16 protein-coding genes are annotated in these 23,986 nt (G+C 59.7%); 7 read left to right on the forward strand and 9 right to left on the reverse strand.

All coding sequences use genetic code 11. The annotated features are described in order from the left end of the window. Positions 1-71: 71 nt before the first annotated feature. From QZH45_RS16830 to QZH45_RS16840, 3 genes are read right to left on the reverse strand one after another with little or no spacing between them, the layout of a single operon-like run. Entirely contained in the window at positions 72-1,385 is a 1,314-nt protein-coding gene (locus tag QZH45_RS16830; protein WP_053194158.1) for a TolC family outer membrane protein, read from the reverse strand. Position 1,386: 1 nt separating this feature from the next. Next, positions 1,387-2,706 (reverse strand): HlyD family type I secretion periplasmic adaptor subunit, encoded by a 1,320-nt coding sequence (locus QZH45_RS16835; protein WP_055135800.1) that lies wholly within the window; start codon positions 2,704-2,706, stop codon positions 1,387-1,389. A 25-nt stretch (positions 2,707-2,731) separates the two neighbouring features. Beyond that, on the reverse strand, positions 2,732-4,441 hold the full coding sequence (locus QZH45_RS16840) for a type I secretion system permease/ATPase (RefSeq protein ID WP_024781039.1): 1,710 nt from the start codon (positions 4,439-4,441) through the stop codon (positions 2,732-2,734). Between the two features lie 472 nt (positions 4,442-4,913). Here QZH45_RS16840 and QZH45_RS16845 point away from each other — a divergent pair, with 472 nt between their 5' ends. The 4 genes from QZH45_RS16845 (at position 4,914) to QZH45_RS16860 (ending at position 11,799) form a co-directional block, all read left to right on the forward strand. Then, entirely contained in the window at positions 4,914-5,678 is a 765-nt protein-coding gene (locus QZH45_RS16845; RefSeq protein WP_024781040.1) for a substrate-binding periplasmic protein, read from the forward strand. A 239-nt stretch (positions 5,679-5,917) separates the two neighbouring features. After that, entirely contained in the window at positions 5,918-7,171 is a 1,254-nt protein-coding gene (mexE, locus tag QZH45_RS16850; protein ID WP_024781041.1) for a multidrug efflux RND transporter periplasmic adaptor subunit MexE, read from the forward strand. A gap of 15 nt (positions 7,172-7,186) precedes the next feature. Continuing rightward, complete coding sequence (locus tag QZH45_RS16855) at positions 7,187-10,366, forward strand: efflux RND transporter permease subunit (protein ID WP_024781042.1); 3,180 nt, start codon at positions 7,187-7,189, stop codon at positions 10,364-10,366. Beyond that, positions 10,363-11,799, forward strand: a complete 1,437-nt coding sequence (locus QZH45_RS16860; protein ID WP_024781043.1) for an efflux transporter outer membrane subunit — start codon at positions 10,363-10,365, stop codon at positions 11,797-11,799. The genes QZH45_RS16855 and QZH45_RS16860 overlap by 4 nt, the downstream gene beginning before the upstream one ends. A gap of 172 nt (positions 11,800-11,971) precedes the next feature. Here QZH45_RS16860 and QZH45_RS16865 read toward each other — a convergent pair whose 3' ends face one another. After that, on the reverse strand, positions 11,972-12,388 hold the full coding sequence (locus tag QZH45_RS16865) for a hypothetical protein (RefSeq protein WP_024781044.1): 417 nt from the start codon (positions 12,386-12,388) through the stop codon (positions 11,972-11,974). A gap of 359 nt (positions 12,389-12,747) precedes the next feature. Between QZH45_RS16865 and QZH45_RS16870 the strand changes: the two genes are divergently transcribed. The 3 genes from QZH45_RS16870 (at position 12,748) to QZH45_RS16880 (ending at position 17,226) form a co-directional block, all read left to right on the forward strand. After that, complete coding sequence (locus QZH45_RS16870) at positions 12,748-13,806, forward strand: tetratricopeptide repeat protein (protein WP_024781045.1); 1,059 nt, start codon at positions 12,748-12,750, stop codon at positions 13,804-13,806. 250 nt (positions 13,807-14,056) lie between these two features. Then, positions 14,057-15,559 (forward strand): ATPase domain-containing protein, encoded by a 1,503-nt coding sequence (locus tag QZH45_RS16875; RefSeq protein ID WP_024781046.1) that lies wholly within the window; start codon positions 14,057-14,059, stop codon positions 15,557-15,559. After that, entirely contained in the window at positions 15,559-17,226 is a 1,668-nt protein-coding gene (locus QZH45_RS16880; protein ID WP_392396956.1) for a response regulator, read from the forward strand. The genes QZH45_RS16875 and QZH45_RS16880 overlap by 1 nt, the downstream gene beginning before the upstream one ends. A gap of 193 nt (positions 17,227-17,419) precedes the next feature. Here QZH45_RS16880 and QZH45_RS16885 read toward each other — a convergent pair whose 3' ends face one another. Genes QZH45_RS16885 through QZH45_RS16905 form a run of 5 tightly spaced genes read right to left on the reverse strand, consistent with a single transcriptional unit; the run spans position 17,420 to position 23,963 of the window. Continuing rightward, the gene (locus QZH45_RS16885) at positions 17,420-17,797 is read right to left on the reverse strand and encodes a response regulator (RefSeq protein WP_024781048.1); all 378 of its coding nucleotides are present in this window, start codon (positions 17,795-17,797) and stop codon (positions 17,420-17,422) included. After that, positions 17,790-19,070, reverse strand: a complete 1,281-nt coding sequence (locus tag QZH45_RS16890; protein ID WP_053194156.1) for a hybrid sensor histidine kinase/response regulator — start codon at positions 19,068-19,070, stop codon at positions 17,790-17,792. The genes QZH45_RS16885 and QZH45_RS16890 overlap by 8 nt, the downstream gene beginning before the upstream one ends. Before the next feature lie 5 nt (positions 19,071-19,075). Next, positions 19,076-19,663 carry a chemotaxis protein CheB gene (locus QZH45_RS16895; protein WP_024781050.1) on the reverse strand — a complete coding sequence of 196 codons (588 nt, stop codon included), beginning with the start codon at positions 19,661-19,663 and terminating at the stop codon, positions 19,076-19,078. Then, positions 19,660-20,475: a CheR family methyltransferase gene (locus tag QZH45_RS16900; protein ID WP_024781051.1), complete on the reverse strand. Its 816-nt coding sequence runs from the start codon at positions 20,473-20,475 to the stop codon at positions 19,660-19,662. The genes QZH45_RS16895 and QZH45_RS16900 overlap by 4 nt, the downstream gene beginning before the upstream one ends. Continuing rightward, the gene (locus QZH45_RS16905; RefSeq protein ID WP_055135636.1) at positions 20,475-23,963 is read right to left on the reverse strand and encodes a response regulator; all 3,489 of its coding nucleotides are present in this window, start codon (positions 23,961-23,963) and stop codon (positions 20,475-20,477) included. Before QZH45_RS16905 ends, QZH45_RS16900 begins: the two co-directional genes overlap by 1 nt. Positions 23,964-23,986 lie beyond the last annotated feature (23 nt).

Genomic DNA, 23,986 nt, shown 5'->3' on the forward strand with positions numbered 1-23,986 from the left:
GCTGCAGAGATCACGGTATTGGAAAATGGCAGCATTGATATCACCCTGATATCAATAGTGCAATTCTGACGCTATTTTCTTGGCGCAACAAGCCATTCATTGGCTTGACGAATATCCCCGTCCCCCAATCTCCCGCTCCAACGATGCAATACAAGCAGACTGGTGACGAAGCGGTACTGGGACTGATAGAAATCACGTCGTGCGCGAAACTCTTCCTTGATGCTGTCCAGGACATCCACGGCATTCTTGACGCCATATCCGAAGGCTTTCTCCGTGGCCGTCCGTGATTTCTCAGCGGACTCCAGCGCGTGGCGCGTTGCCTTGATCCGGCTGAGTTCGGCCGACATCCCGAGATAGGCGGTGCGGGTTTCCTTGATCACCTGGCGCCGCAAGGCTTCCAGTTCTTGCTGGGCGACTTCCTTGTCGCTTTCGGACGTCGATACCCGGGCACTGGTGGATCCGCCGCTGTAGAGCGGCATCTGCAAATCAAGGGAAGCGACAAGGTTGTCCGAGCGCGGCGTCACCGCTCCCTCATAACCGATATCGCTGCGTTGCGCTGTCAGGTTAAGACCCAGGCGGGGCAGATGGCCGGCCCTGGCTTCGCCGATAGCCGCCTCGGCGGCACGGATACTGTGCTCACGGGCATGCAGTGCCGGGTTGCTGTCGAGTGCCGTCTGCACCCAATAGTCCGGGGCTTGCGCCGGCAGACTGAAGGCAGGGTTGTCGCCGATACGCTTGAAGGGCTCCTGGACATCACGCCCCACCAATTCGGAAATGGCTTCCCGACTGACCTGGACTTTGTTGCCGGCCTCGATCTCATCCGCCTTCAGCGCATCCACTCGCGCCTCGAGGTCAAGGGTATCAGTCACCATCGCCATCTGCCGCGCATACAGCGCATTGACGCGCTTGAGGTTTCGCTCGGTTGCGTCCAGCTCGCTGCGCACCAGGGACAGTTCGTCCTCCGCCGCGAGCACGGCGAAATAGCGCTCGGACAGGTCGATGCTGGACTGCACCTGGGTATCGTCGGATTCGTATTCGCTCTGTCGGGCCAGTTCTACGTACTTCTGGTAACTGCGCCAGACCTGCGGGTCGTATATCACCTGGCTGAGCGCCACGGCCATGCGCTTGCCGTTGTACTGGATACGGCTCAGGTCGTCGTCACGCCGACCGCGATTGACGCTGCCGCTGGCATTGAGCTGTGGCAGCAACTGGCCAAAGGCCGCACGCTCGTTGCCCTTCCCGCTGTGGATACGGGCTTGCGCCCGCAGAATACGCGGATCGGTACCCTGCGCCTCCTGATGGAGCTGCCACAGGTCTATATACGTGTCGTCGGCAATGGCGCCAAGGGGCATGACAAGCAGACAAAACGCGATCAGGAACTTCATGTCAGTCCTCGATCAACGAACGGGCGAACGCATTGCTCGCAGGCTGCATCAAGTACTGCAACAGCGTCCGCTCTCCGGTATTGATCAGCACCTCGACCGGCATGCCCGGCACCAGGATCAGGCCGCCCAGCGCCTGACGCTCCTTCTCGGTCATGGCCACCCGGGCCAGGTAGTACGGCATACCAGTGTCCTTGTTAACCAGGCGATCAGCAGATATTTGCACCAGTTGCCCTTCGACGACCGGCGTAGTGCTGTTCTTGAACGCACTGAAACGAATGTTCGCCAACTTGCCCACTGCGATGCGATCAATATCCATTGGTGAAACCTGCGCCTCGACGATCAGCTCTTCGTTGGCCGGGACGATATCGAGCAGCGCTGTGCCTGGACTGACCACCGCGCCCAAGGTGTGAACGGTCATACCCATGACCATGCCCGACTCGGGTGCGAGGATATCAGTGCGTTGATCACGGTCCTGCAGGGTTGCCAGCCGTTCGCGCAGTTCGAACACTTTGGTGCGGGCATCACCCAGCAGGCCTGCAACTTCGCTGGCGAAAGTCTTTTTCAGTTGCAGTATCTTCAGTGTCGCCTCGTCGACATTGACCCGCGCCTGGGCGATCTGGGACTGAGTTTCGGCTATTTCAGTCTGCAATCGGGAGAGACTGCGCTCCTGCTCACGCAACCGCTGCTTGTCCACGTAGCCTTCGGCGAGTAGCGCTCGCAAGTCGACGATTTCGTCCTGATAGGATGCCGCCAGCACCTGCTTGCTGGCGATGATGGTCTTGAACCCGCGAATCTGCTCTTCGATTTGTCCGATAGTCTTTTCCTGCAGGCTGATTTCACCCTGCAACGAATTCCGTCGAGCCTGAAAGATTCGTGCTTCGCTGTCGCGAGCCTCACGCACTCGCGGATCAGTGGGATCCAGGGTTGGCACGGCTGCCGGCTCGGACAGTGCGTCCCGCTCAGCCTCCAGTCGGGCCAGCAACTCGAGCGCAGCGATCAACTGGCTGCGCATGGCTTCCATCTCCGAGCGCGCCTGGGTGTTGTCGAGCACCAGCAACACATCACCGGCATTCACCCGGTCGCCGTCATGAACGCGCAGCTCGCGCACGATGCCACCTTCAAGATGTTGTACGGTCTTGCGATAGCTCTTGACCGTGACCACGCCCGGCGCCAACGCGGCACTGCCGAGCGGCGCCAGACTGGCCCAGCCTCCGAACAGACCGAACGTCACCAACAACATGAGGTAGCCGATGCGCCGTGCCGGTAAATCATCGATCGGTAGCGCGGACATGTGGGCGGATGAGTGCTGACTGTTCTGCATGAAAGTTTTTATCCGCTGCTTACGATTAAATCACGGTGGCCGGGGGAACTGCGGACGCAACGCCCTGCAATCGCGCCAGGACCTTGTCCCGTGGGCCGAACAGACTCAGTTCGCCCTGATTGAGCACCAGCAGTTTGTCCACCTGGGCCAGCACCCCGGAGCGATGGGTAATGACAAATACCGTGGCCCGGCTCTGCCTGAGTTTGCGCAGGGCCTCGGCGAGCATTTTTTCGCCGGCGTCATCCAGGTTCGAGTTGGGCTCGTCGAGGACCACCAGACGCGGTTCGCCATACAAGGCACGGGCCAGGCCAACGCGTTGACGCTGGCCACCGGATAATCCGCCGCCATTGGCACCGATCACGGTGTCGTAGCCCTCGGGCAATTGCAGCACCAGCTCGTGCACGCCGGCCATGCGCGCGGCAGCGACCACCGCAGGCGCGTTTGCCGGGCCGAAACGCGAGATGTTCTGGCTGATGGTGCCCTCAAACAATTCGATGTCCTGGGGCAAATAGCCGATGTACTGACCCAGTTCATCGCGACGCCATTGGCTGATGTCCGCATCGTCCAGGCGCACGGTACCGGCCTGGCTTGGCCAGATCCCCAGCAGTGCCCGGGCCAGCGTAGATTTCCCCGCACCGCTGGGGCCAATGATGCCCACCACCTCCCCCGCGGCAACCTGGAAGTCCAGGCCGCGAATGATCGGTTTGCGAGCGTCGGGGGCACCGACTGACAACCCTTCGACACGAATTGCCCCGTGCGGCGCAGGCAGTGGCATGCGTTCGGGATCTACAGCAACCTTGACCAGCAATTCGTGGAGCCGGGCATATTGCGAACGCGCCCCGAGAAAGCCTTTCCATACGCCGATCAGTTGGTCGATGGGCGCCAACGCTCGCCCCAGCAAAATGGAACCGGCAATCATCAGCCCGGGCGAAATCTGGTGGGTGATCGTCAAATAGGCGCCCAGGCCCAACACCAGGGACTGGACAATCTGACGGAATGTCCTGGATACCGCCGCAATGGTTGCACCGCGATCACTGGCCAGGCTTTGCAGGACCAGGACCCCGTGGACCCGCCGGCTCCAATGCTCACGCAGGCTTGCAAGCATGCCCATGGATTCGACCACTTCGGCATTGCGCAAACTCTTGTTTATGAAGGCGGTGGCCGTCATCTGTTCGCGGTTCGCGGCCTGCAACGGTGAGCGCGTGAGTTTCTCGTTGACGAACGCCAACGCCCCCAGCAACAACGCGCTCAATACCCCCATCCAACCGTACCAGGGATGGAACATGAACATGACGCCCAGGTAGATCGGAATCCAGGGCGCATCGAAAAAAGCAAACAGCCCGTTACCGGTCAGGAACTGACGCAAGCCGCTCAGATCGCTCAACGGCTGGGCCGAAGCGTTCATACCGCAGGTCGTGAGTGCCTGCTTGAAGCTGGCGTCGAACAGACGCTGCCCAAGCAACGAGTCCAGGCGCGTACTGACTCGCACCATGATCCGTGAGCGCACCCACTCCAGGCCGCCCATCGTGGTCATCAATAACAACATGATCAGGGTCAGCATCAACAGTGTCGACAGGCTCGCGCTGCCGACCGCACGGTCATACACCTGCAGCATGTAGAAAGATGGAACCAGCATCAGCAAATTGACGAAAAAACTGAAAAAACCGACGGCAAGAAAACTGCCCTTGCAGAGGGCAAGGGCGCTATCCAGCTCGGTCCTGGGATGGGCTGACATGGTTCATTACCTGAGGTCGGCTTGGGAGCCAGCCGGCGAAAATCGTAGTAGACGCTGGCGCATGAACGCCTTGAGGGAGCGTCGGCAGGCAGCTCTGAAGCGCCCGCACGGTTTGAACTGCCAGCGTTGTATCGGCAAGGATATGCGGTTCTGAAGTGGGAAAGTTGCAAATGCCTAGATGATCCGCGACGACCGCAGCGTTGCTTTCCGGATTGTCGGATACACGATCGTCCACCCCCTTCCGCCAACCCGGAATCAAAACGCAAGGCCTCTCGCGGCCAAATGATCTATACCTTCAGAGCAACCATTAAGGTCGAGGCAATAAACAGCAGGATGTGCGGATGAAACGATCGCGGCGGGTCTATCTTCGGGAACGCCGCATCGAATGATTCATAATCAGCGCAACGCTGTTTCACGACGCCGGCCCCACGTAGAATGCCGCACCTACTTTTCAATGCCTGAAGTATCGATCATGAGCCGGATCATCTGCGTGTTGAATATTCGTTCAAGAGCACTTTCCCGGTTATGCCTGTTGTTATCATTGCTGCTCGCGCCCACCGCCCACGGCGAGCCCAGACCGATTGAACTGCACATCCTCGACGCGCCCCCCCTGACCTTCGTCAACGATCCCAGAGGCTATGGCATCGTTGGCGATATCGCCGTGCAGGCCATGACCAAGGCGGGTTACGCAGTGCACATCCGTGTGCTGCCCTGGGCCAGGGCACAAAAACATGTCAGCGAGGAGCGGGATCGCCTGATTGCCCCCCTGTCACGCATCCCCAGTCGTGAAGACCGCTTCACCTGGATAGCCTCTGTCATGCCGATGGACCGGGCTTTCTTCAGCCTCGAGCGACAAGTGAGCAGTTTTGCCGAAGCCAAGGAAACCTACCAGAAAATCGGCGTCGGCCTGGGCAGTGCCCAGGAAGATATTCTGCGCGCCGAGGGATTCAGGGATGATCAGATCCATCGACTGACCATTGGCGACAATCCCGCACAGATGCTCCTGATGGGGCGCATCGATGCCTGGTTCAACGGCGTTCCGGAAAGCCGTTACATCTGGCCGAAGGTATCCAAGCGAAAGCTGCTCATGAGTCCGGTCAACAGTCACGCCGACCTTTACCTGGCCTGTTCGAAGCAATGCTCTGCCAAAATGGTCGAGGCTTTGCGCGACGCCGTTGAAGCGCTGCGCGAGGACGGTACCATCGACCGGGTGCATGACCTCTATCTGCCACGGTAGGAGCTGCCGAAGGCTGCGATCCTTTGATCTTGATCTTGATTCTTCGCCTTGCGACTCAATCGTCGGGGACAAGATCGCAGCCTTCGGCAGCTCCTACAGAGCCATAGATCCGCAGCTGGGCAGTTTTTGATCGCCTTATATCATTCCGAATGATAGTTACCTTTGCTTCATTCGATTCGTTCCCCCGCACCCGGCCACGCATCATCCGCCCATCTCAATACAATTGGCGGATGCTATCCATGGACCATTCACTTTCAAAACTACGTTTTCCCCTCGCACTGTTGGCAGTGCTGGTGATAAGCGCCTGTGGCAAGACACCTGATACGGCAGCGTCCATGCCGGCCGCCAAAGTCAGTGTGGCCAAGGTACTGGAGCAGCCGGTCAACGAATGGGACGAATTCACCGGACGCCTCGAAGCACCGGAAACCGTCGAGATTCGTCCACGGGTATCGGGGCAGATCGACGATGTGGCGTTCACCGAAGGTGCGCTGGTCAAGAAAGGCGATCTGCTGTTCCAGATCGACCCTCGCCCCTTCCAGGCTGAGGTGCGTCGTCTCGAAGCCCAACTGGCCCAGGCACGCGCCACCGCCACCCGCAGCGAGAATGAAGCCCAGCGTGGCGAACGCCTGCGCCAGAGCAATGCCATCTCCGCCGAACTGGCGGATTCGCGTACCAGCGCCGCCCAGGAAGCCCGTGCCGCCGCCGCGGCGATCCAGGCGCAACTGGATCTGGCCAAACTGAACCTGAGCTTCACGCGGGTCACTTCGCCCATCAGTGGTCGTGTCAGCCGCGCTGAAATCACCGCAGGCAACCTGGTAACCGCCGATGTGACTGCACTCACCAGCGTGGTTTCCACCGACAAGGTCTACGCCTACTTCGACGCTGACGAACGTGTCTTCCTCAAATACACCCAACTCGCCCGCCAGGGCCAGCGCGGCCAGGCCACGCCGGTCTACATGGGCCTGTCCAACGAGGAAGGCAACCCGCACCAGGGCCAGATGAACTTCATCGACAACCAGGTCAACCCGCAGACCGGTACCATCCGTGGTCGCGCCGTGTTCGACAACAAGGACGGCGCCTACACCCCAGGCCTGTATGCCCGTCTGAAGCTGGTGGGCAGCGGCACCTACTCCGCCGTGCTGATCAACGATGAAGCCGTAGGCACCGACCTGGGCAAGAAATTCGTGCTGGTGATGGACGCTGACAACAAGCCAGCGTATCGCCCCGTCGAGCTGGGGCCGAAGATCGAAGGCCTGCGCATCGTGCGTAGCGGCCTTAGCAAGGACGACACCATCATCGTCAAAGGGCTGCAACGGGTTCGCCCAGGGGCACCGGTCACGCCTGAAACCGTGCCGATGGCCAGCGAACAGACCCTCGCCGCTCTGGCTCAACAACGCAAAGCGCTCGAAGCCAGCAACCTGCCCCAGGTCGCGCCGTCCAAGGCGACGTCCACTGTGGCGGGAAAGCTGGCCACTGCGACCCCACGCGGTTAAGGAACTGAACTCAAGATGAAATTTTCCCAGTTCTTCATTTCACGGCCGATCTTTGCAGCGGTGCTTTCGCTGCTGATCCTGATCGCCGGCGCCATCTCGCTGTTCCAATTGCCGATCAGCGAATACCCCGAAGTCGTGCCGCCTACGGTGGTCGTGCGGGCCAACTTCCCTGGCGCCAACCCGAAGGTCATCGGTGAAACCGTGGCTGCGCCCCTGGAGCAAGCCATCACCGGCATCGAGAACATGCTGTACATGTCCTCGCAATCCACCGCTGACGGCAAGATCACCCTGACCATCACCTTTGCCCTGGGCACCGACCTGGACAACGCCCAGGTTCAGGTGCAGAACCGTGTCACCCGGACCGAGCCCAAGCTCCCGGAAGAAGTGACCCGGATCGGCATCACGGTGGACAAGGCGTCGCCCGACCTGACCATGGTCGTGCACTTGACCTCGCCGGACAAACGCTACGACATGCTCTACCTGTCCAACTACGCCCTGCTCAACATCAAGGATGAGCTGGCGCGCCTGGGCGGCGTGGGTGATGTGCAACTGTTCGGCATGGGCGACTACTCCCTGCGGGTCTGGCTGGACCCGAACAAGACCGCTTCGCGCAACCTGACCGCCACCGACGTGGTCACCGCCATCCGCGAGCAGAACCGTCAGGTTGCGGCTGGTGCCCTGGGTGCGCCACCGGCGCCGAATGCCCAGGCTTTCCAGCTCTCGATCAATACCCAGGGTCGCCTGGTGACTGAGGAAGAGTTCGAGAACATCATTATCCGTTCCGGCGCCAACGGTGAAATCACCCGTTTGAAAGACATTGCGCGAGTGGAGTTGGGTTCCAGCCAGTACGCGCTGCGGTCGTTGCTCGACAACCAGCCGGCGGTGGCGATCCCGATCTTCCAGCGTCCAGGCTCCAACGCCATCCAGATCTCCAACGACGTCCATGCCAAGATGGACGAGCTGAAGAAGAACTTCCCGGCGGGAATGGACTACAGCATCGTCTATGACCCGACGATCTTCGTTCGCGGCTCCATCGAGGCGGTGGTCCACACCCTGTTCGAAGCGCTGATCCTCGTGGTACTGGTAGTGATCCTGTTCCTGCAGACCTGGCGTGCCTCGATCATCCCGCTGGTGGCCGTGCCAGTGTCGTTGATCGGTACGTTCGCCGTGATGCACCTGTTCGGCTTCTCGCTGAACGCGCTTTCGCTGTTCGGGTTGGTGTTGGCCATCGGTATCGTGGTGGACGACGCCATCGTCGTGGTGGAAAACGTCGAACGGAACATCGGCCTCGGCCTCACTCCGGTGGAAGCGACCAAGCGCGCCATGGGCGAAGTGACCGGCCCGATCATCGCCACCGCACTGGTGCTCTGCGCGGTCTTCGTTCCGGCGGCCTTCATCAGTGGCTTGACCGGGCAGTTCTATAAGCAGTTCGCATTGACCATCGCCATTTCCACCGTGATCTCGGCATTCAACTCCCTGACCCTGTCGCCGGCCTTGGCCGCGGTACTGCTCAAGAGCCATGACGCCCCCAAGGACCGCTTCTCCAAGTTCCTTGATGCACTGTTGGGCAGTTGGCTGTTCCGCCCGTTCAACCGTTTCTTCGACCGGGCCAGCCACAGCTACGTGGGCGCTGTAGGCCGCGTGATCCGCAGCAGCGGCATCGCCCTGTTCGTCTACGCGGGCCTGATGGCGTTGACCTTCTTCGGCTTCACCAATACCCCGACTGGCTTCGTACCCGGCCAGGACAAGCAATACCTGGTGGCCTTCGCCCAACTGCCGGATGCCGCGAGCCTGGACCGCACCGAGGACGTGATCAAGCGCATGTCCGACCTGGCGCTCAAGCAACCGGGCGTTCAAAGCGCGGTGGCCTTCCCTGGCCTGTCGATCAACGGCTTCACCAACAGCCCGAACGCCGGCATCGTGTTCGTGACGCTCAAGCCCTTCGACGAGCGCAAGGACCCGAGCCAGTCGGCCGGTGCCATTGCTGGCGCCTTGAACGGCCAGTTCGCAAACATCCAGGAAGCCTACATGGCGATCTTCCCGCCGCCGCCGGTACAGGGCCTGGGCACGATCGGTGGCTTCCGCCTGCAAATCGAAGACCGGGGCAACCTGGGCTACGACGAGCTGTACAAGGAAACCATGAACATCATCACCAAGAGCCGCAGCGTGCCTGAGCTGGCCGGGCTGTTCACCAGCTACACCGTGAACGTGCCCCAGGTCGATGCCGCCATCGACCGGGAAAAAGCCAAGACCCACGGCGTGGCCATCAGCGACATCTTCGACACCCTGCAGATCTACCTGGGTTCGCTGTATGCCAACGACTTCAACCGTTTCGGCCGTACCTACCAGGTCAACGTCCAGGCCGAGCAGCAATTCCGCCTCGAGTCGGACCAGATCGGCCAACTCAAGGTGCGCAACAACCGTGGCGAGATGATCCCGCTGGCAACCTTCATCAAGGTCAGCGACTCCTCGGGACCGGACCGCGTGATGCACTACAACGGCTTCATCACCGCTGAAATCAATGGTGCCGCCGCTCCAGGCTACAGCTCCGGCCAGGCCGAGCAAGCCATCGAGAAGCTGCTCAAGGAAGAATTGCCCAACGGCATGACCTACGAGTGGACCGACCTGACCTACCAGCAGATCCTGTCGGGCAATACCGCACTGTTCGTGTTCCCGCTCTGCGTATTGCTGGCGTTCCTGGTACTCGCGGCACAATACGAAAGTTGGAGCCTGCCGCTGGCCGTGATCCTGATCGTACCGATGACTTTGCTGTCCGCCATTACCGGGGTGATTCTGTCCGGTGGCGACAACAACATCTTTACCCAAATCGGCCTGATCGTACTGGTGGGACTTGCCTGCAAGAACGCGATCCTGATCGTCGAGTTCGCCAAGGATAAACAGCTCGAGGGAATGAACCCGCTGGCAGCGGTCCTGGAAGCCTGCCGCCTGCGTCTGCGGCCGATCCTGATGACCTCCGTGGCCTTCATCATGGGTGTGGTGCCCCTGGTGTTCTCCAGCGGTGCCGGTGCGGAAATGCGTCACGCCATGGGTGTCGCGGTGTTCTCGGGCATGCTGGGCGTGACCTTCTTCGGCCTGCTGCTTACCCCCGTGTTCTATGTACTGATCCGTAACTTCGTCGAGCGCAGCGAGGCCCGCAAGGCGGCCCGGGCGTTGAAACTGGAGACGCAACAATGAGCTTGGCAACATTAAGCTTGAAAGTGTTTGTGCCGAGCTTGCTGGTCCTGGCGCTGAGTGCCTGCGCCGTAGGGCCCGACTACAAGGCACCGCAAACCGAGGCGGCGAACATCACCACCGCCACGGACGGCGCCGCCGGCCAGAAGAACTTCGACCGGGCGCGTTTCGAGGGCGTCTGGTGGCAGCAGTTCGAAGATCCGACGCTCAACGCTTTGGTGTCCCGTTCCCTGGAAGGTAACCGCGAGTTGCGCGTCGCCTTCGCTCGTCTGCGGGCGGCCCGGGCCATTCGCGACGACGCCAGCAACGACATCATGCCGACCATCACCAGTCGCGCCAGCAGCAACCTGGGCAAAGGCCAGATTCCGGGTCAGACCACCGACCGGGTCAATACCGAGCGCTACGACCTGGGCCTGGACATGGCCTGGGAAGTGGATCTGTTCGGGCGCATCCAGCGCAACCTGGAAGCCACCGACGCCGATCAGCAGGCCGCCGAGGCTGATCTCTACCAACTGCAGGTGACAATGATCGCCGAACTGGTGGACGCCTACGGCCAACTGCGCGGCGCCCAGCTGCGGGAAAAGATCGCCCTGGCGAACCTGCAGAACCAGCAGGCCTCGCGCAAGATTACCGAAAGCCTGCGCGATGCCGGCGTAGGCGATCAGCTCGACGTGGTCCGTGCCGACGCACGCCTGGCCTCGGTAGAAGCCAGCGTGCCGCAGTTACAGGCCGAGCAGGTGCGTCAGCGCAACCGCATCGCCACCTTGCTGGGTGAGCGTCCGGACAAGTTGAGCGTAGACCTGAGCCCCAAGGATCTGCCGGCCATCGCGAAGGCCCTGCCGATCGGCGACCCGGGACAATTGCTTCAACGTCGCCCGGACATTCTCAGAGCCGAACGGCAGTTGGCAGCGGCCACAGCGCGCATTGGTGTGGCCAAGGCCGACCTGTTTCCACGGGTCAGCCTCAGCGGTTTCCTCGGCTTTACCGCAGGGCGTGGTTCACAAATCGGGTCCTCGGCAGCCAACGCCTGGGCGCTGGGTCCGAGCATTACCTGGGCGGCCTTTGACCTGGGCAGCGTGCGGGCTCGCCTGCGCGGCGCCAATGCCGAGGCCGATGGCGCCCTGGCGACTTACGAACAGCAGGTGCTACTGGCCTTGGAAGAATCCGAGAACGCCTTCAGCGATTACGGCAAACGCCAGCAACGCCTGATTTCGCTGATCCGCCAAAGCGAATCCAGCCGTGCCGCCGCCGACCTGGCCGAAATCCGCTACCGCGAAGGCACCGTGGACTTCCTGGTGCTGCTCGACGCCCAGCGCGAACGCCTCGCCGCCGAAGACACTCAGGCCCAGGCTGAAGTTGACCTGTACCGCGGCATCGTCGCGATCTACAAGGCCCTGGGCGGCGGCTGGCAGCCTGAAACCGTCGCCAGCAACTGACCGACCGTTCACACCGAGCCCCTTTGGTTGACCGCAATCAACCAATTTTTTGCCCCGCGTTCATTTGGACGCGGGGCTTTTTTGTCTGGCTGATAGCGCCCGAAGATAATGAGCTCACCTTGCAAGTCTCAAGAGTGTCCGCTTGGCTTGCAACATCACCCTATAAATTGATTTACGTGTTACCAGGAACGGTAACGTCGAAAGTTCCCTTCAAGATCTTCGTCTCGTTGAATGGAGCAATCAATTCAAACTCACCGACGGCGTGCAAATTGGCCTCATCCCATTTGCATACGACTCTCCCTCCTGTCGCTGTCCCCTGCGAAGCACCGAACCGTATCCAACTTCGAACGTAAGGCGATGGCAAGATAATCTCTTTTTTCTGAAGGCCGTCGCGCATGACAGACACCTCAATGAACTGAGTTATGCCGTACTCGCCGTCATTCAAGGCGAATATCATATATACGTTTCCATGCTCAAACTCCCCTCTGATATCAGTGAACTTCAGATTCTCTAATGTAGCGAATGCAAAACCCGCTCCCTTCTTTGCAGCATGCTCGACACTTCTATCCGTTTCCGATGCGCTCTTCATGTCAACTCCTGTCAATCCAATGATTAAAATTGTCCCTACCAGACTTACCAGCAACAACTGACGAGACCGATGCCTCAACGACCCTCGATAACGGGCCGTTAGTCTTGCAAATTCATTCGAGCACACGACAGCGCAACACAAACACTGTCAGATCTGACAGCGGTTTATATTAATTCGACATAACCCATACTGACTGGCATACCATCTTCACAGGCCAGCCAACAAATCAACCTCGTAGATCCGACGCCATCGCGAGCAAGCCTGCTCCACAGGGTTCAATCCATAGTTCAGGGTTTGACTCAGGCCCTCACCTGACCGAAGCTTGCGACATTTCAAGCTTCTGGTAATGGATTCCCTGCATGCTCTCGCCTCGCCGTCGCTATCTGCTCCTCAGCCTCTGTGTCCTGTTGTTGATCGGTCTTGTCGCGGCGTGGCTACGCAGCACCACGCCGCAAATCCCCGAAGCGATCAAGCGTGGTTACAGTGAAGCCCTGGAAAGCGCCCGCAACGGACAGCCGGGAGCGGCGCGCAGGCTTTACCAGCAACTCGGGCGTCCGGACCTCTCGCCCAAGCGGCGGGTGTGGCTGCACGCCGAACTGCCCAACTACCCAAGTCCTCAGGCCCTGAAACTGGCGGATGCGGATCTGCACAGCGAATCGGCGGATGTACGTCGGGCGGCCATCGGCAGCATTGCCGGGCTGGTGCCGACGGGGCAGCGCAGTCTGCTGCTGGGGCCGTTGCTTGACGATGACGACCCCAGCGTGCGATTTGCGGCCGTAAATGCGCTGCTGGGACTCTCGCCGGATGACCTTGGCCTGTACTTCGGCGCCATGCAACTGGCCATTGACACTTGGGAACAGCAGCTTCAAGACGGTCCGCAAACCACCGGTTCCTTCTATCAACTCGCCCGCCTTTACCAACACAACGCCGACTTGAAAAAGGCCCAGCAAGCTTTGGAGCAAGCCCTGCGCCTGCAGCCGGACAACCTGCCGGCAGTGGTCATGCAGATCGAAGTGCTCGACAAACTGGGACGGGGCGAAGCCGCGCGACAATTACTCGCAAAACAATTGCAAACCCAACCACAGTCGGCTTACCTGCAACATGCGCTGGGCATGTGGTTGTTGCAACATGGCCAGAGCGAATACGCGGTGCTCGGCCTGGCAAAAGCCGTTGAACTCGAGCCTGACAATCGTCATTACCGTTACGACCTGGCAACCACCCTGCATGCCGAGCAGGAGCTGGAAGCCGCGCAGAAACAGTTGCAGGAAATTGTTCAGCGCTACCCTGCAGACCGCAAGGCTCGGGTGTTGCTGATCAACTACTGGAAGGAAACCGGGCAGTTGCAGAATGTACAGATCCTGCTAGCGAAACTGGAGCAGTTGAACCCCGACGATCCAGTGCTGCAGCAGGGCTTGTAGACGCACTGTAGGCGCTGCCGAGTGCAACGAGGCTGCGATCTTTCCCCAGACAATTGAATCCTGAGCGAACGCCAGCCAATCAAGGTCAAGATCAAAGCCAAGATCAAGAGATCGCAGCCTTCGGCAGCGCCTGCAGAGTTGTACAACTTCACCAGTTTTGTAGCGACAAGTGGAACCGCTATCTCCGCCAAGGGTCAAGTATTCAGACACTTCAACCTGCTTTACTTCCCTGGCCATGAGGGGGCTATTTTTGTCTACATTGAACGAGTTGATCGACGCCAAAGCCGCCACCGGTATCGAAGGACTGGACAATATCCTCTCCGGTGGCTTGTCCCGCGGTCATGTGTTCCTGCTGGAAGGGGAACCTGGCACTGGCAAGACCACGGTCGCGTTGCATTTCCTGTTGGCCGGCGCCCAAGCCGGCGAGCGCTCGTTGTACATCACGCTCTCGGAAACCGAGCGTGAATTGCGTCAAGGCGCGACCTCCCACGGGTGGACGCTGGACGAGAACATCCACATTTTCGAACTGACGCCGCCTGAAAGCCTGCTCAATGCCGAGCATCAGCAAAGCCTGCTGTATTCGTCGGACCTGGAGCTGGGTGAAGCGACGCGGCAGATCTTCGAGGTGGTCGAACAGGTCAAGCCGACCCGGGTCGTACTCGACAGTCTGTCGGAGATCCGCCTGCTGGCGCAGAGCTCCCTGCGCTATCGCCGGCAGATCCTGGCGATCAAGCATTACTTCGTGCGCTACGATGCCACCGTCTTGCTGCTCGATGACCTGACCACCGAATCCCTGGACAAGACCGTGCACAGCGTCGCCCACGGGGTAATTCGCCTCGAAGAACTGACACCCAACTATGGCGCCGAACGGCGACGGATCCGGGTGGTCAAGTATCGCGGGCAAAAATACCGCGGCGGCTTTCATGACTTCACCATCATGGGGGACGGTCTTCATGTCTTCCCGCGCCTGGTGGCGGCCGAGCATCGCGGGCAATACCTGCGTCAACAACTGTCCAGTGGCATCGCGGAAATGGATGCCCTGCTGGGTGGAGGTATCGAGACGGGGTCAAGCACCTTGATCCTGGGGCCGGCAGGTACCGGGAAGTCGCTGATTTCGCTGATTTTCGCCGCAGCGGCCGTAGAGCGCGGCGAAAAGGCTGCCCTGTTTATATTTGACGAAGAGCTGGGCCTGCTGTTCGAACGCATGAACAATATCGGCATCGACCTGAAGTCGCTGCAACAAACCGGCAACCTGTTGATCGAACAGGTAGACGCCGCAGAGTTGTCTCCCGGTGAGTTCTCCCATCGGGTACGTCGCTGCGTCGACGAAGGTGACATCAAGACCGTCGTCATCGACAGCATCAACGGCTACCAGGCCGCCATGCCGGAAGAAAACGCTCTGGTACTGCACATGCATGAGCTGTTGCTGTACCTCAATCGCAAGGGCGCAGCGACCTTCATGACCGTCGCGCAACATGGCCTGGTAGGCGACATGCAGGCGCCTGTGGACATTACTTATCTGGCTGACACCGTGATTCTGTTGCGTTATTTCGAAGCGCTGGGCAAGGTCCGACGGGCGATTTCCATCATCAAGAAACGCACCGGCAGCCACGAATCGACGATCCGCGAATATCGCATCAGCGGGCAAGGCATGACGATCGGTGAACCGCTGGAAGCGTTCCAAGGCGTATTGCGTGGAGTACCGACCTATATGGGAGCGGACCATCCACTGCTCAGGGATGAGCTCCAGTGATGTTGTTCGAGCCCCTGTCGGAGCGGGCACTGATCCTCGCACCGCTGGGGCGGGACAGCCAGATCGCCATGATGATCCTCAACGAAGCCGGGTTCACCGGCCTCATTTGTCGTCATCTGGGGCAATTGTGCGAAGAGCTCGAACATGGCGCCGGCCTGCTGGTCATCTCGTCGGAAGCCTTGGTGGGGCCGGACCTGGAGGCGTTGTTCCTGCAGATTGAGCAACAACCGGCCTGGTCCGACCTTCCCATCGTCCTTTTGACCCATCACGGTGGTCCTGAACAGAACCCGGCGGCACGTATCGGCATGCAACTGGGCAACGTAACGTTCCTGGAACGTCCTTTCCATCCAGTAACCCTGGTCAGCCTGGTCACCACCGCCTTGCGTGGTCGACGAAGGCAATACGAGGCTCGGGAACGCCTGATCGATCTGAGCAACAGTGAGCTGCGCCTGCAAAACACTCTCGAAACCCTTGAACAGCAGGTAGAAGAGCGCACCGCTCAACTGCGCCACAATGAAGAAGCCTTGCGCCAATCGCAGAAGATGGAAGCGGTCGGCCAACTGACTGGCGGCATCGCCCACGACTTCAACAACATGCTGACCGGGATCATCGGCAGCCTCGAACTGCTGCGCAGGCGCCTGGCCCGGGGTCGCACCGAAGACCTGGACAGCCTGATCGACCTGGGCGTGACCTCGGCCAACCGCGCAGCCGGCCTCACCCATCGCCTGCTGGCGTTCTCCCGACGCCAGTCGCTGGATTCCAAGGCCGTGCAGATGAACACGCTGGTACTGTCCATGGGGGAGCTGCTTCAGCGCAGCCTCAATGAAAGCATCCGGCTGGACATGCGGTTGGACGAGCAGCTCTGGATCGCCGAGGCCGATCCCAACCAATTGGAAAGTGCCCTGCTCAACCTCGTACTCAACGCGCGAGATGCCATGCCGGAAGGCGGAATGCTGGTGGTGCGCACGCTCAACAAGCATCTGGACGCCGGCTTCACTGACGCGTACACCAACCTCGAACCCGGCGACTATGTAGTACTGAGCGTGCAGGATAGCGGGTGCGGCATGCCCGAGTCGGTCATCAATCGCGCGTTCGATCCATTTTTCACCACCAAACCCATCGGCCAGGGCACTGGACTGGGCCTGTCGATGATCTATGGATTCAGCAAGCAATCACGTGGCCACGTGGCAATCGACAGCGATGTCGGCAAAGGCACTACTGTCAGTCTCTATCTGCCACGTTTCCTGGGCGAAGAAACCCCCGAGTCGTCAGTCGACAAGCAGCATGCGGCCCCGGCACAGGCCGGCGAGACCGTGTTGATCGTCGAAGACGATCCGGCAGTGCGAGTACTGGTCAGCTCGGTACTGGGCGAACTGGGTTATACCTTCCTTGAAGCCAGCGACGCCAACGGTGCGGTGCCGATTCTCCAGTCAGGCCAGCGCATCGATCTGCTGATCAGCGACGTGGGGTTGCCGGGCATGAATGGCCGGCAACTGGCGGAAGTCGGCCGGCAGATCCGCCCGGACCTGCGGGTGCTGTTCATCACCGGCTACGCCGAACACGCGGCAGTACGCGGAGGCTTTCTCGACCAGGGCATGCAAATGATCACGAAGCCCTTCACGTTTGACCTGTTGACGGCCAAGGTTCGGGAGATGATCGGGGCCTGAAGTACATCCCTGTGGGAGCAAGCCCGCTCCCACACCGGGTATGACGTTGACGCTGAATCTATGGACGCCACAGAAATGGTGGGAGCGGGCTTGCTCGCGAAAGCGGCTGTACCTTCACCACAGCGGCAAGCTGGACCATCGCATTTGCGAGCAGGCTCGCTCCCACAGGGATCCAGGGGTGAATTCAAGAACGTCAGGACAACATCGAGCGCATGATGCCTTGCAGTTCGTCCAGGTCGAACGGTTTTTCAAGGATCGGCGCCTGGCGGGTGATGGGGCTGTCGGTGTCGCGCACTTCCTGGGCATAACCGCTGATGAAGATCACTTTCAGATCCGGACGCAACCTGACTGCGGGTTCAGCGATCTGCACCCCGGAAATGCCGCCCGGCAGGCGGAAGTCGGTAATCATCATGTCCAGGTGGGGTTTGCTTGCCAGGACTTCGAATGCCTTTTCGCCATTCTCGGCCTGCAGCACCCGATAGCCCTCGCCTGACAGATAGGCGGACAATATCATCATGATCGACTCGTCATCCTCGACGAGCAGTACAACATCTTGCGCATCTTCACTCATGAGAAGCCTTCGTTCGATCAATAGCTGCTGATACGACCGTAGGGCCATTCAGAGGTTGCGTCAATGCAACGTTTTTCGGAAGGACGGCGCCCTGCAAGGGCAGGCAAACGCGGAACAACGCGCCTTCGTTGATTCGACTGTCGACCGTGATGGTTCCCCCATGGGCGGTGACGATCTGCTCGGAGATGAACAAGCCCAGGCCCAAGCCGGAGGCAACCGCCTTGGAGGTCACCCGCTCGAACTGCTGGAAGATGCGTTTCTGGTTCTCCTCGCTGATACCGATGCCGCGGTCCTGGACCTCTACGCAGGCATGCTCGAGCGTCTTGTAGACGCGCACATCGATCGGGCTCTTGCCGCCATAGCGCAATGCATTGGTCAGCAGGTTCGACACCACCTGCTCGATCCGAAACTCATCCCACAGTCCCTCCACCAAAGGCTCGGCGGAGTAGTTCAACGCGGATTCGGCAGCCACGATCTGCGGCTGGAAATTGCGCAGCAGGTTTTCCACCAAGGCCGAGAGGTTGAAACGGGTCGGGCGGATGGACAACTTGCCGGTACGAATGCGCGACACATCCAGCATGTCCTCAATCAGCCGGATCAGGCTCTTGATCTGCCGCTCGTCGCGCTCGACCATCGCCTTCACCTTATCCAGGCTGAACGCTGCAGCATTGTCCCGGGCCAAGTGCATCTTGCGCAGTTGTGTTTCGAGAATCAGGCCGTTAAGGGGCGTGCGCACTTCGTGGGCGACGATCGACATGAAATCGTCGCGCATCCGCACCGCCTGCTCTAGTTCGTTGCGGGTGGCCTGCAATTGCTGGAGGAGCACTTCCTGTTCCCGACGGCTCTGTTCCAGGGCGACGACCTGCTCCTTCACCGCCCTCTTCTGACGATGGAGCTCCACGAACACATTGACCTTGCTCTTGACCGCATGGGTGTCCAGTGGCTTGTGCAGGAAGTCCACCGCACCGTTTTCATAGCCGGTAAAGGCATAGTTGCGCTCACGGCCGGCGGCGCTGACAAAAATGATCGGAATGCTACGGGTCTTCTCCGTCCCCCGCATAAGCTCGGCCAGTTCGAAGCCGTTCATGTCCGGCATCTGTACGTCGATGATGGCCAGGGCAAAGTCATGTAGCAGCAACAGGGACAACGCCTGATCAGCTGACTGAGCCTTGTAGACCTTGCGGTCGTCACCCTTGATCAGGGCCTCCAGTGCCAACAGATTCTCCGGCAGATCATCGACGACCAGCAATTTGGCTTGAATATCTCGTGGCATGTGGTTCATTCCAGCCCAGCCAACAATTGGCCGATGCCTTGCAAAGTGAGGATATGGTCGGGCTCGTGCAGAGCCAGCGCGGCTTCCGGCATGGTCGAAACCTGGGCTTCGGCGGGGTCTTGGACGACGGTGATGCCACCCAGTTCCTTGACCCTGGCCAAGCCTCGGGCGCCGTCGTCGTTAGCCCCGGTCAGTACGATTGCCAGCAGGTTCGAGCCATAGACGTCGGCGGCCGATTCGAACAACACATCGATGGAGGGCCGCGAATGGTGCACCGGTTCCTCCAGGCTCAACGACAGGCTGCGATCGGCCTCGACCGACAAATGGTAGCCTGGCGCGGCGACATACAGAGTGCCGGGCCGGATGTCCTGTTTGTCCCGAGCCTCTTCTACCGGTATCGCCAGACGATGATCAAGGACTTGGGCCAACTGACTGTAGCGCTCGTTGGGCAGATGCAGCACCAGCAGGACAGGCAAACGGAAACCTTTGCGCAGGGGCCCGAACAGTCTGAGCAGGGCCTCCACGCCGCCGGCGGATGCCCCAATGGCGATGGCTTCTATTGCGGATCCGGATCTGTCGGTTGTCTGGTTCATAGCTTGCGATAGATCCGTTCCTGTTTGACCAACGGCTCGAATTGCTTGCCGAATATCGAGAAGTCCAGCGTCTCCTTGCTGCCCAGCACAAGGAAACCACGGTGACACAGGGACTCATGGAACAGCCCGAACGCACGATCTTGCAGATTTTTATTGAAATATATCAATACATTACGACAAGAAATTAATTGAGTTTCTGAAAAGACGCTATCCGTCGCAAGACTGTGATCGGCAAAGGTCACATTCTCACGCAGAGTCTTGTCGAACATCGCGTAATCGTAGGCGGCGGTGTAGTAATCGGCAAACGATCGCCGCCCCCCGGCCAGCTGATAGTTCTGGGTATAGGCCCTCACGTTCTCCAAGGCAAAAATGCCCTGCTTGGCCTTCTCCAGCGACCTGGGATTGATGTCGGTGGCGTAGATGAGCGTGCGGTCCAACAGGCCCTCTTCACGCAGCAGAATCGCCATGGAATAGACCTCCTCCCCTGTACTGCAACCGGCGATCCAGATCTTGAGCGACGGATAGGTCCTGAGCAGCGGAACCACTTCCTGGCGAATCGCCAGGAAGTGTGTGGGGTCGCGGAACATCTCACTGACGGGGATCGTCAACAGCTGCAACAATTGCATGAACATGCCCGGGTCGTGCAGCACACGTTCCTGGAGCGCCGAGATGGTCCGGCACTCGAACTGGCTCAACGCATGATGGACCCGGCGCTTGATGGACGCGCCGGAGTAATCCCTGAAATCGTAGCTGTACTTGAGGTAGATCGCGTCGATCAGCAAACGCAGTTCAATGTCGGTGTCTCTTTCCACTAAATTCTTTCCATATTCGGCAACCACACGCGAATCAGCGAAAACAGACGATCGAGGTCGATCGGTTTGGCCAGGTAATCGTTGGAACCGGCGGCGATGCAACGCTCCTGATCATCCTTCATGGCCTTGGCCGTCACGGCAATGATCGGCAACTTGCGCCAGCGCGGGTCCTTGCGGATACGCGTGGTTGCTTCGAAACCGTCCATTTCCGGCATCATCACGTCCATCAGCACCAGGTCGATGTCTTCAACTTCATTGAGGCGCTCGATCGCTTCGTAGCCGTTACGGCCAATGACCACGACCGCCCCTTTTGCCTCCAGAGCGCTGGTCAGTGCAAATATGTTGCGCACATCGTCGTCCACCAGCAGCACCTTGCGGCCTTCGAACACCTTGTCCCGGCTGCGGGCTGTCTTGAGCATCCGCTGCCTTTCATGGGACAACCGGGATTCGACTTTGTGCAAAAAGAGTGTCACCTCGTCCAGCAGTCGTTCTGGTGAGCGGGCGCCTTTGATGATGATCGAGCGCGAATACCTGCGCAGTTCTGCCTCTTCATCGCGGGTCAGATTGCGTCCGGTGTAGACAATCACCGGCGGAAATGAACAGATCTCTTCGGTGGACATGCGCTTGAGCAGGTCATTGCCCAACATGTCCGGCAGCTTCAGGTCGATGACCATGCAGTCGTAGACATTGCTCCGCAGCAGATCCAAGGCCTGCTGGGCCAGGCCAACAGCGGTGATCTCGATGTCCTCGTCGCCGATCAGGCGGGTAATGCTGTCACGCTGCAGATCATCATCTTCCACCAGCAACACCCGTTTGACCTTCTGGGTCAGCTTGGCTTCCAGGCGAGCGAACACGTCCTTGAGTTCTTCACGGGTGGTCGGCTTGACCGCATAGCCGATGGCACCCATGTGCATCGCGGCTTCGACACGGTCTTCGACGGAAATCACGTGCACCGGGATATGCCGGGTCTCGGCCTGCTCCTTGAGCCGCTGCAACACCGTCAGCCCGGAATGATCGGGCAAGCGCATGTCCAGCAGGATCGCATCGGGGCCCAGTTGCAAGGCCAGGTCAAAGCCTTCATCGGCACCGTGGGCCACCAGGCATTGGTAACCCAATTCATGGGCGAGGTCGAAAAGGATCCGCGCGAACTTGGGCTCATCTTCGATCACCAGGATGCAACGGCCGTTGAACGGCGCCTTGTCCCGGTCATCGGCGAAGCTGGCAATGGGGGGCTCCACCTGGGCAACCAGCGGTGCCGAGGTGGTTGCCGGCGCATTGGTCACGGAGGCTGGCACAGCGGCTGTTGGTGTGAAGGTCCGCGGCTCCACCGGAGTCTCCCCGGGCTCGACATAATACTCAGGCAACACCAGCGTGAACACACTGCCCTGCCCCGGCGCACTGGAGACGGAGATCGAGCCGCCCAGCAAGGTTGCCAGGTCCCGGGAGATCGAAAGCCCCAGGCCAGTACCGCCGTAACGGCGATTGGTAGTGCCGTCGGCCTGGCGAAATGCCTCGAAGATGCTTTGCTGCTGTTCGGGGGAGATGCCAATACCCGAATCCCGCACCAGGAAGGCAATGCCTGAACCCGGCTGGCCGGCCACGGAAAGGCTCACGGTACCTTGTTCGGTGAACTTCACTGCGTTGGACAACAGGTTCTTGAGGACCTGCTCCAGACGCTGGCGGTCGGTGTACAGCATCGCTGGCGCATCGGGCAGCACCTGGACTTCGAAGCCCAGCCCCTTGTCGGCCGCCAGCGGTTTGAACAGATCGCGCAAGCCTTCCACCAGGCGCGACACGCCGGTATTTTCCGGGCGAACCTCCAGCTTGCCGGCCTCGACCTTGGAAATATCGAGAATGTCGTTGATCAGGTTCAGCAGATCGTTGCCGGCGGAATAGATCGATTCGGCAAACTTGACCTGTTCCTCGCTCAGATTATTCTGCGGATTCTCCGCCAACAGCTTGGACAGGATAAGCGAGCTGTTGAGCGGCGTCCGCAGCTCGTGGGACATGTTGGCGAGGAACTCGGACTTGTACTTGCTCGAACGCTGCAACTCTTCGGCGCGTTCCTGCAATTGGAGCTGGGCCAGGTTCAGCTCGTTGTTCTTCTGGTCCATGGCATCGCGTTGTTCGGCCAACTGTTCGTTGGTCTGTTCCAGTTCCTGTTGTTGGGCCTCCAGGTGAACCTGAGACTCTTTGAGAATGCGCGACTGCTCTTCAAGCTCTTCGTTGGCGGTCTTGAGTTCTTCCTGCTGGACCTGCAGTTCTTCGTTCAACTGCTGGGTCTCCGCCAGTACTTCCTGCAGGCGCTGCCGGTAACGGGCTGCTTCGATGGAGGTGCCGACGTTACCGGCAATCAGTTCCAGCAGTTCGATATCACGCTCGGTCAAGGGACGCAGGAAGCCCAGTTCGATGACGCCATTGATTCGGTCGTCGTCGCTGGTCGGCACCACCACCACACTGTTGGGCAAGCCGTGCCCCAGCCCGGAGCTGACCTTCAGGTAATCGTCGGGGACATGGTCCAGACAAATGAGACGCCCCTGCTGCACGGCCTGGCCGACGATGCCTTCGCCGGCAACGATCACCTGATGCTGTTCGTCGTCCTCCCGGGAAAGGCCATAAGTGGCGACCCTTTTGAGCACGCCATTTTCTTCCCGCGCATACAGTGCAGCGACGGCGGTACCAAGGTACTTGGCGCAGAACTGCAGGATGTTGCGCCCCAACAGATTCAGAGTCAGTTGCCCCAGCACCTGCTCGGCCAGTTGGGTCTGACCATTACGCAGCCAAGCCTGTTTCTCCAGGTGCAAGGCACTCTCTTGCTGAGTCCTGAGGCTGGCGCCGTAACTGTTGGACAGGCTCAACAGATCTCGCCTTCCGACATAGGCCAGCAATCCACTGACAGCGGCAACGAACAGCAAATAGAGGGTGATGCTCCAGACTGTGGTGGTCCGTACCTCCTCGTTGCGTGCCGTACGCAACTGCTGCTCGGTTTCGACGATGTCTTCAAAGGTCTTGCGGATTTCATCCGTCAGGCGCTTGCCGCGCCCGGCCTTCACCGCGCCCCGATAATCGCCGCGGCTGCGTTGCAGCTCGATCATGCTCTGGGCGTAATTGGCCCACTCCGTCTGGAGTGCTTGCACCTTGTGCAGCCGCTCGGTCTGGATGGGGTTATCGGCTGTCAATTCCAGCAACGTCTCAAGCGCGACGGCAATACGTGGCCTGGCGATCTCATAGGGGTCAAGGAAGTGCTCGTCCCCACTCAACAGATAACCGCGGATGCCGGTTTCCAGGTCCACACTCAGCTTGATGGCTTCGTTGGCATTACTGATCACCCGATCGCTGTGCCCGACCCATTGGATCACAGACAGCAGATAGGTGATCAGCACGATGAAAAACACCGCACTAAGGGCACCCATGCCCAACGGCAGGCTGATATTGCGGCTCAGGAGTTTGCGGAAACTTTGCTCGTCAACCGAAGACGAAGGAGTCATGGAAAAGGCCTTGGCGAACAGTT

It is taken from the genome of Pseudomonas corrugata (assembly GCF_050920615.1).
In the GTDB taxonomy this organism is placed as follows: domain Bacteria; phylum Pseudomonadota; class Gammaproteobacteria; order Pseudomonadales; family Pseudomonadaceae; genus Aquipseudomonas; species Aquipseudomonas corrugata.

What these genes read in the sequence shown, in the direction of transcription:
- QZH45_RS16830 (WP_053194158.1), bottom strand. Translation starts at nt 1,385, where the DNA reads ATGAAGTTCCTGATCGCGTTTTGTCTGCTTGTCATGCCCCTTGGCGCC.
- QZH45_RS16835 (WP_055135800.1), bottom strand. Translation starts at nt 2,706, where the DNA reads ATGCAGAACAGTCAGCACTCATCCGCCCACATGTCCGCGCTACCGATC.
- QZH45_RS16840 (WP_024781039.1), bottom strand. Translation starts at nt 4,441, where the DNA reads ATGTCAGCCCATCCCAGGACCGAGCTGGATAGCGCCCTTGCCCTCTGC.
- QZH45_RS16845 (WP_024781040.1), top strand. Translation starts at nt 4,914, where the DNA reads ATGAGCCGGATCATCTGCGTGTTGAATATTCGTTCAAGAGCACTTTCC.
- mexE (WP_024781041.1), top strand. Translation starts at nt 5,918, where the DNA reads ATGGACCATTCACTTTCAAAACTACGTTTTCCCCTCGCACTGTTGGCA.
- QZH45_RS16855 (WP_024781042.1), top strand. Translation starts at nt 7,187, where the DNA reads ATGAAATTTTCCCAGTTCTTCATTTCACGGCCGATCTTTGCAGCGGTG.
- QZH45_RS16860 (WP_024781043.1), top strand. Translation starts at nt 10,363, where the DNA reads ATGAGCTTGGCAACATTAAGCTTGAAAGTGTTTGTGCCGAGCTTGCTG.
- QZH45_RS16865 (WP_024781044.1), bottom strand. Translation starts at nt 12,388, where the DNA reads ATGAAGAGCGCATCGGAAACGGATAGAAGTGTCGAGCATGCTGCAAAG.
- QZH45_RS16870 (WP_024781045.1), top strand. Translation starts at nt 12,748, where the DNA reads ATGCTCTCGCCTCGCCGTCGCTATCTGCTCCTCAGCCTCTGTGTCCTG.
- QZH45_RS16880 (WP_392396956.1), top strand. Translation starts at nt 15,559, where the DNA reads ATGTTGTTCGAGCCCCTGTCGGAGCGGGCACTGATCCTCGCACCGCTG.
- QZH45_RS16885 (WP_024781048.1), bottom strand. Translation starts at nt 17,797, where the DNA reads ATGAGTGAAGATGCGCAAGATGTTGTACTGCTCGTCGAGGATGACGAG.
- QZH45_RS16890 (WP_053194156.1), bottom strand. Translation starts at nt 19,070, where the DNA reads ATGCCACGAGATATTCAAGCCAAATTGCTGGTCGTCGATGATCTGCCG.
- QZH45_RS16895 (WP_024781050.1), bottom strand. Translation starts at nt 19,663, where the DNA reads ATGAACCAGACAACCGACAGATCCGGATCCGCAATAGAAGCCATCGCC.
- QZH45_RS16905 (WP_055135636.1), bottom strand. Translation starts at nt 23,963, where the DNA reads ATGACTCCTTCGTCTTCGGTTGACGAGCAAAGTTTCCGCAAACTCCTG.